Below are 6,925 nucleotides of genomic sequence, written 5' to 3' on the forward strand. Positions count from 1 at the left end.
CATAGTCCCAGACCACCTCGCCCGCATCTGAGGCATCGCGGCACACGGCGAGGTGGTGTCAGTTGAGTGCCGCACTCGGTCTACTCGCCGTTCTGGTGTTGACGGCGGGTACCGGTTACTTCGTCGCCCAGGAGTTCGCCTACGTGGCGGCCGACCGGCTGGCCCTCGCCCGTGAGGCCGCCGACGGCGACAAGCGGGCCGCCCGCGCCATGAAGGTGCAGGAGCGGCTCTCGTTCATGCTCTCCGGGGCGCAGCTCGGGATCACGGTCACCGGTCTGATCGTCGGCTTCCTCGCGGAGCCGGCGCTCGCGGCGATGCTGGATCCGATGCTGACCGGTGCCGGCGTGCCCGAGGCCGCCGTCAGCGGTGTGGCGCTGGCTCTGGCCTTCGCGCTGGCCACCGCCATCCAGATGGTCCTCGGCGAGCTGGCTCCGAAGAACATGGCGCTCGCCGTGCCGGAGCGGCTGGCCAAGGGGCTGGCCGCCTCGACGCTGGCGTATCTGCGGCTCGCCGGGCCGCTGATCCGGGTCTTCGACGCCTCGGCCAACCGGCTGCTGCGCCGGGTCGGCATCGAGCCCGTCGAGGAGCTGCACCACGGGGCGACCCTGGAGGAGCTGGGGCATCTGATCGACGAGTCCCACGAGCACGGCCAGCTGCCGCGTGCCACGGCCGAGCTGCTGGACCACGCGCTGGAGTTCTCCGAGCGGACCCTCGCCGAGGTGATGGTGCCCCGCGTCGAGGTGAACTCGGTGCGTTCGGCCTCCCCCGCCGCCGAGGTGGTGGAGCTGATCAGCGACCACGGTCACACGCACTACCTGGTGATCGGGGACCGGATCGACGACATCGTCGGCGTGGTCGGGGTCCGCGAGCTGATGCGGCTGACCCCGGAGCGGATCGCGAAGCGCACGGCCGGCGCGCTGGCGCGGCGGGCGGTGCTGCTGCCCGACACGCTGCCGCTGCCGGGCGCGATGGAGCAGATGCAGGCGGCGGGCGAGGAGTTCGCCGTGGTCCTCGACGAGTACGGCGGGCTCGCCGGCATCGTCACACTGGAGGACATCGCCGAGGAGCTGGTGGGCGAGATCGCCGACGAGAGCGACCTGGTCGAGGAGCTGGCGGTGCGCGACGGCGACGGCTGGCTGGTCGACGCCGGCCGGCGGGTGGACGAGGTGGCCGAGGCCACCGGGATACCGCTGCCGGAGGACGAGTCCTTCGAGACCGTCGCCGGTCTGGTGATCGAGCACTGCGGCCGGTTCCCCGAGGTGGGGGACCGGATCGAGGTGACGCTGGTCGACGGCCGGCGGGCGACGTTGGAGGTGCTGGCGTTGGACCGCAGGGTCCCCGCCCGGATACGCCTGGAGTCCTCGGCCGCCGAGCCGGAGCCGACGGTGGATGGCGAGGTCGAGAGGGTCGGGGTGGTCGAGCAGACCGTGCCCGCGCGTGAGCGAGAGGGGCAGCCGTCATGAGCCCCGGTATGGCGGCCCTGATCACGGTGCTGCTGCTGATCGGCAGTGGCTTCTTCGTCGCCGCCGAGTTCGCCCTGGTCGCCGCGAAGCGGCACCGGGTGGAGGCGGCGATCGCCGACGGTCGGCGCGGCGCCAAGGCGGCGCTCGCCGGGATGCACGAGCTGTCCCTGATGCTCGCTGGCGCCCAGCTGGGCATCACCGCCTGCACGCTGGGGCTGGGCAGCATCTCGAAGCCGGCGATCTCCCACGAGGTGGACCCGGTGCTGCACAGCCTGGGCCTGCCGAGCGGGCTCTCGTACGGCATCGCGTTCCTGCTGGCGATGTTCGTGGTGGTCTTCCTCCACATGGTGATCGGCGAGATGGCCCCCAAGTCCTGGGCGATCTCGCACCCCGAGCAGTCGGCGATGCTGCTGGCGCCCGCGTTCCGCGCGCTGGTGCGGGCGGTCCGGCCGCTGATCTGGGTGTTGAACAAGATCAGCAACGGGCTGGTCCGGCTCTGCCGGGTGACCCCGCGCGAGGAGCTGGCCAGCGTCCACGACCGGGAGCAGCTGACGCATCTGGTCGTCGAGTCCCAGCGGCTCGGGCTGATCAGCGAGGCGGACTCGGGGCTGATCACGCGGTCGTTGACCGAGCCGCAGTCGCCGGTCGGCGCCTTCCGGGTGCCGGCGCGGGAGATCGTCTCGGTGGCGCCTTCCGCGAGCGTGGAGAAGATCCTGGCCGTCGCCTCGGCCAGCGACCACACCCGGCTGCTGGTCGTGGAGGGCGAGCGGGTCGTCGGCTCGGTGCACGCCAGGGACGCGGTGGTGGCCAGGGCACGCGGCCAGCGGGTGACCGCAGGCGAGCTGGCCAGGCCCGTTCCCGAGCTGACCGCCGACGACACGGTGGACTTCGCGGTGGAGCAGTTGCGGCAGCGCCGCGCCTCGCTCGCGGTGCTGCGGGACGCCGACGGCGGGTTGACGGGGCTGATCAGCCTCGACGACCTGCTGGTGCGGCTGATGGCGCCGCAGCCGGCGGCCTGAGCGGCCGGCCGGAGCGGTAAGGGCCGAACGGTCGAGGGCCGTGGTCTCCCCCGGGGGAGGCCACGGCCCTCTGTCGTGCGCGGTGCGGGCGGGGGCGCGGTCAGCCGACGCTGATCGACTCGATCACCACGTCCTCGGCCGGCTTGTCGTTGGCGCCGGTCTCGGTGGTGGCGATGGAGTCGACGACGGCCTTGCTCTCGTCGTCGGCGACCTCACCGAAGATGGTGTGCAGGTTGTCCAGGTGCGGGGTTTCGGCGACGGTCACGAAGAACTGCGAACCGTTCGTCCCCGGGCCGGAGTTGGCCATGGCCAGCAGGTAGGGCTCGTCGAAGCCGAGGCCGGAGTCGAACTCGTCCTCGAACTGGTAGCCGGGGCCGCCCATGCCGGTGCCCTCGGGGTCGCCGCCCTGGATCATGAAGCCGTCGATGACGCGGTGGAAGATGGTGCCGTTGTAGAGCGGCTCGCCGTCCTCCTGGCCCTCCCACGGGAGGGAGCCGTCGGCGAGGCCGACGAAGTTGGTGACGGTCAGCGGGGCCTCTTCGGGGAAGAGGGTGAGCGCGATGTCGCCCCTGTTGGTGTGCAGGGTGGCGCTGGTGGCGTCCGTCGGCTCGGCCCCGGCGGGGCCGGCGAGGCCCTCGCCTCCCTGGTCGGCGGCGTCGCCCTCGTCGGAGGGGGTGGCCTCGTCGGAGGGGGTGGCGTTGCTGTCCTGGCCGCCCTCGTCGTCGTCGGAGTCCGAACCGCACGCGGTCAGCAGCCCGAGGCAGAGCAGCGCCGTGGCCAGGCGCCGGGGAGTGCGGTTCATCACGTGCCTTTCAGTCTGGGGGGACAGGGTCGTGCCGTTCATCAGGGTGGTGCGGAGATCGGAGTGGTGCGCGGATCAGGGGTCGCGGCGGAAACACGACGCGACAGGATCATCATGCCCCACGGGTGTCCCACCGGGACAGGTGCGCGGTCGGCCCCCCGACGGGGAGGGGCGGTGGCCACGCCAAGACGCCCCCGACCTGAGGTCGGGGGCGTGGACGCTGGCCGGTGGGGAACCGCGGACGGTGGCCCGCTCGGCTCAGCTCTGCTGCTGGCTGGTCGGCTTCGGCTCGTCGACCGGGCGGGCGCTCGTCACGTCCCCAGGCGCGGCCTGGATGGTGCGCGGCGCCGGGGTCTCCTCCGGCTGCGCGGTGCCGCTGTCGCCGGCCTGGGGCTCCTTGCCCTCGGACTTCATGGCGCTGGTCTCGCTCTTGAGGATGCGCGCCGACTTGCCGAGCGACCTGGCGAGGTCGGGCAGGCGCTTGGCCCCGAAGAGCACCAGCACGATGACGGCGAGGAGCAGCAGCTCCTTGAGTCCGATCTGGCCCATGGTCCAACCTCCGAGGACGATTCAGCAGGTTCCGCACCTTCCGCCACGGTAGCGCGTCGGAGGTAAAGAGAACAGAAGTCCCTCCCCGGCAACCTTTCCGGGCACCGGGACCCCGTCAGACGTTCACCCCGAAGTCGCTGGCGATTCCCGCCAGGCCCGAGGCGTAGCCCTGGCCGACCGCGCGGAACTTCCACTCGCTGCCCCTGCGGTACAGCTCGCCGAAGATCATCGCCGTCTCGGTGGCGGCGTCCTCGCTCAGGTCGTAGCGGGCGATCTCGGCGCCGTCCGCCTGGTTGACCACGCGGATGAACGCGTTCTGCACCTGGCCGAAGCTCTGCCGGCGGGCGTCGGCGTCGTGGATCGAGACCGGGAAGACGACCTTGTCGATCTCGGGCGGCACGGTCGCCAGGTTGATCTTGATGGACTCGTCGTCTCCGTCACCCTCGCCCGTGAGGTTGTCGCCGGTGTGCTCCACCGAACCGTCCGGGCTGGTCAGGTTGTTGTAGAAGACGAAGTGGCTGTCCGAGACGACCTTGCCGTTCTCCCCGCAGAGCAGGGCGCTGGCGTCCAGGTCGTAGTCGGTGCCGGTGGTTGTGCGCACGTCCCACCCCAGGCCGACGATGACGGCGGTCAGCCCCGGCGCCTCCTTCGTCAGCGAGACGTTGCCTCCCTTGGAAAGGGTTACTCCCACGTTCTCCTCCTGAACTCGCTGTTCTGCCCCCGCCCCGGCGCACCGTGGGCGCTCCCCGAAAATCTACAACACTGTAGAAGGTCGGTGACGGCCCTCAACGGGGCATACCCGCACGTCGTTACGATGACCCCCGGGCGGCAGTGGGGAGTGGTGGCGTTGGCGACGACGGCGGAACCGGGGCCCGGCCAGCGCAAGCGCGGCCGAGGCGAGTTGGAGGCCCAGGTGCTGGCGACGCTGCGGCTGGCGCAGGGGCCGGTGACGGCGGGCTGGGTACGGGAACGGCTGCCGGACGCGTTGGCCTACAGCACGGTGATCACGATCCTGACCAGGCTGCACGAGAAGCACGCGGTGCGCCGCGAGCGTTCCGGGCGTTCGTTCCTGTGGACGCCGGCCGCCGACGAGGCCGGGCTGGCCGCGCTGCGGATGCGGCGGGTGCTGGAGGGCAGGGAGGACCGGGACGCGGTGCTGGCCAGCTTCGTGACCGCGCTCTCCCCCGACGACGAGCAGCTGCTGCGGCGGCTGCTCGGGGCCGACTCCCTGGCGGAGCTGTCCGGCCTCCCGGGACTGTCCGGGCCCGCGGAAACGTCCGGGCCTGGACTGTCCGGGGCTGGGGACCCGTCCGGGCCTGGACTGTCCGGGTCTGGGGACCCGTCCGGGCCTGGACTGTCCGGGTCTGGGGACCCGTCCGGGCCGGCGGAGCCGTCCTGGCCCGAGGGGCCGCCCGAGCTTCCCGAGCAGCGGGCGGAGTGAGCTCGCCATGGGGTGGATGGTGCTGCTGCCGCTGATGGCGCCACTGACCGCGCTGCCGCTCGGCCGGCTCGCCGAGCAGTGGTCGCATCCACGGGTCGCCGCGCGGCTGCTGACCGGGGCGTCGGCGGTGCTCGCCGCGTGCAGCACGCTGTCGCTGGTGCTGCTGGCCGTCGTCGGCACCGCGCAGCTGCCGGGGAACCCGCTGCCGGACAGCTGGTCCGATCCCGAGGTGCGGGAAGCGGTGCCCGGCCCCGACGCGCTGGGCGTCGTGGCCCTCGCCGTACTCGGCTGGACGCTGCTCGCCGTCGGCGGCGCGCTCGTCCGCCGGGCGCTGGTCCGGGTGCGGCTGCGCCGCGCGCTGGCCGCGCTGCCGGCCGACGCCGACCCGGCGCTGCTGCCGGACGAACGGCCCTACGCGTACGCCGTGCCCGGCGGGCTGCGGCGGCCCGGCCGGATCGTGGTCTCCACGGCGATGCGGGCGGGCCTCGGCGCGGACGAGTACCGGGCGCTGCTGGCCCACGAACGCGCCCATCTCGCCGGGCGCCACCACCGTTACCTGCTGGCCGGCGAACTGGCGGCGCGCGCCCACCCGTTGCTCGCGCCGCTGCGCGACGCGGCGGCCTACGCCATGGAGCGCTGGGCCGACGAGGACGCGGCGCGGGCCGTCGGCGACCGCGGGCTGACGGCGCGGGCCGTCGGCCACGCGGCGCTCGTCGGGCACCGGCCGGCGCCCGGCCTCGCCGGCTTCGCCGCCGGGCCGGTGCCGCGGCGGGTCGCGGCGCTGCTGCGGCCACTGCCGCCGGCTGGCGGCTGGCCGCCGCCGACCACGCGGGCGGGGGTGGCCGCGCTGGTCGCCGCCGCGGGCACGACCGCGTCGGCGCTGTCCGCGCTCAACGCGGCCGTCACGCTCTTCCTCGTGCTGAAGGCCGCCACCCAGCTGTGACGCGGCGCCCGGAGGTCGACCCCGGTCGGAGATCGACCCCGGTCAGAGGTCGAACTCGGCGGGCGGCAGCCCCAGCTGGTGGCACGCCTCCCTGACCACCGCGCGCTCCTCGGCGTCGAACGTGCCGTCGGCGCCGCCGATCACGATGCCGATCTGCACGACGGCGCGCGCCTCGGCCGGCTTCTTCGCGGCCTTGGCGATCTCCTGGAGGACATCGATCTTGCCCAGGTCGAAGTTGGTGATCAGCTGGTTGAGATAGCCGTCGAAGCGGCGCTGGAGGTCGTCGGCGGGGAAGTTCTGCAACACCTCGTTGCTGGAGATCAGCTGCGCGACCCGCTGGCGCTCCGCCGGCTCGATCGAGCCGTCCGCAGCCGCCACCAGTGCGCACATCGCCATGCTCGCGTCGCGGAAGGCTCCGCTCTTGAGGTCGTTCTTCTTGGCGTTGAGCTGCGTCTGCATGGTGGACGCGGATTCCTTGATGCGGTCCCACAGGGCCATTGGCACTCCCAAGACGAGAAAGTCTGCACCGGGGAGAACGCGGCAACGGGGCGGGACGTTCCGCGGGGCCGCGGCGCGGTCGCGGCGCGGCGCGGCGGATCGACCACGGAGCCGGGTGGCTCGGGTGCGTCGTCGACCGACGGGCCGGTGGACGGTTACCCGCGCAGTTCCCCGCGCCCCTGGGAACGTGGACGGCTCAGCGACGCGAGA

7 protein-coding genes and 1 pseudogene are annotated in these 6,925 nt (G+C 72.9%); 4 read left to right on the forward strand and 4 right to left on the reverse strand.

Features of this window, described 5'->3' with window-relative positions; translation table 11 throughout:
* Positions 1 to 62 precede the first annotated feature (62 nt).
* Together FH715_RS27175 and FH715_RS27180 are read left to right on the forward strand one after the other, a co-directional pair.
* Positions 63 to 1,463: a hemolysin family protein gene (locus FH715_RS27175; RefSeq protein ID WP_139650011.1), complete on the forward strand. Its 1,401-nt coding sequence runs from the start codon at positions 63 to 65 to the stop codon at positions 1,461 to 1,463.
* Positions 1,460 to 2,482 (forward strand): hemolysin family protein, encoded by a 1,023-nt coding sequence (locus FH715_RS27180; RefSeq protein WP_139650013.1) that lies wholly within the window; start codon positions 1,460 to 1,462, stop codon positions 2,480 to 2,482. The genes FH715_RS27175 and FH715_RS27180 overlap by 4 nt, the downstream gene beginning before the upstream one ends.
* Before the next feature lie 100 nt (positions 2,483 to 2,582).
* On the opposite strand, the gene FH715_RS27185 is transcribed toward FH715_RS27180, so the two are convergent.
* The 3 genes from FH715_RS27185 to FH715_RS27195 all read right to left on the reverse strand — a co-directional run bounded on the left by FH715_RS27185 (position 2,583) and on the right by FH715_RS27195 (position 4,524).
* Positions 2,583 to 3,065 (reverse strand): peptidylprolyl isomerase, encoded by a 483-nt coding sequence (locus FH715_RS27185; RefSeq protein WP_246109014.1) that lies wholly within the window; start codon positions 3,063 to 3,065, stop codon positions 2,583 to 2,585.
* Positions 3,066 to 3,542: 477 nt separating this feature from the next.
* Positions 3,543 to 3,833: a Sec-independent protein translocase subunit TatA gene (gene tatA / locus FH715_RS27190; protein WP_139650018.1), complete on the reverse strand. Its 291-nt coding sequence runs from the start codon at positions 3,831 to 3,833 to the stop codon at positions 3,543 to 3,545.
* Between the two features lie 115 nt (positions 3,834 to 3,948).
* Positions 3,949 to 4,524, reverse strand: a complete 576-nt coding sequence (locus FH715_RS27195) for a TerD family protein (RefSeq protein WP_139650020.1) — start codon at positions 4,522 to 4,524, stop codon at positions 3,949 to 3,951.
* Between the two features lie 123 nt (positions 4,525 to 4,647).
* On the opposite strand from FH715_RS27195, the pseudogene FH715_RS29230 reads away from it, so the two are divergent.
* Positions 4,648 to 5,049 (forward strand): annotated as a pseudogene (locus FH715_RS29230) (BlaI/MecI/CopY family transcriptional regulator); the annotation flags it as partial.
* A gap of 232 nt (positions 5,050 to 5,281) precedes the next feature.
* Positions 5,282 to 6,217, forward strand: coding sequence for a M56 family metallopeptidase (locus tag FH715_RS27205; protein WP_139650025.1), 936 nt, complete (start codon positions 5,282 to 5,284; stop codon positions 6,215 to 6,217).
* A 42-nt stretch (positions 6,218 to 6,259) separates the two neighbouring features.
* Here FH715_RS27205 and FH715_RS27210 read toward each other — a convergent pair whose 3' ends face one another.
* Positions 6,260 to 6,715 carry a tellurite resistance TerB family protein gene (locus FH715_RS27210; protein WP_139650027.1) on the reverse strand — a complete coding sequence of 152 codons (456 nt, stop codon included), beginning with the start codon at positions 6,713 to 6,715 and terminating at the stop codon, positions 6,260 to 6,262.
* Positions 6,716 to 6,925: the final 210 nt, after the last annotated feature.

The organism is Streptomyces sedi (assembly GCF_006335015.1).
Taxonomy (GTDB): Bacteria; Actinomycetota; Actinomycetes; order Streptomycetales; family Streptomycetaceae; genus Streptomyces; species Streptomyces sedi.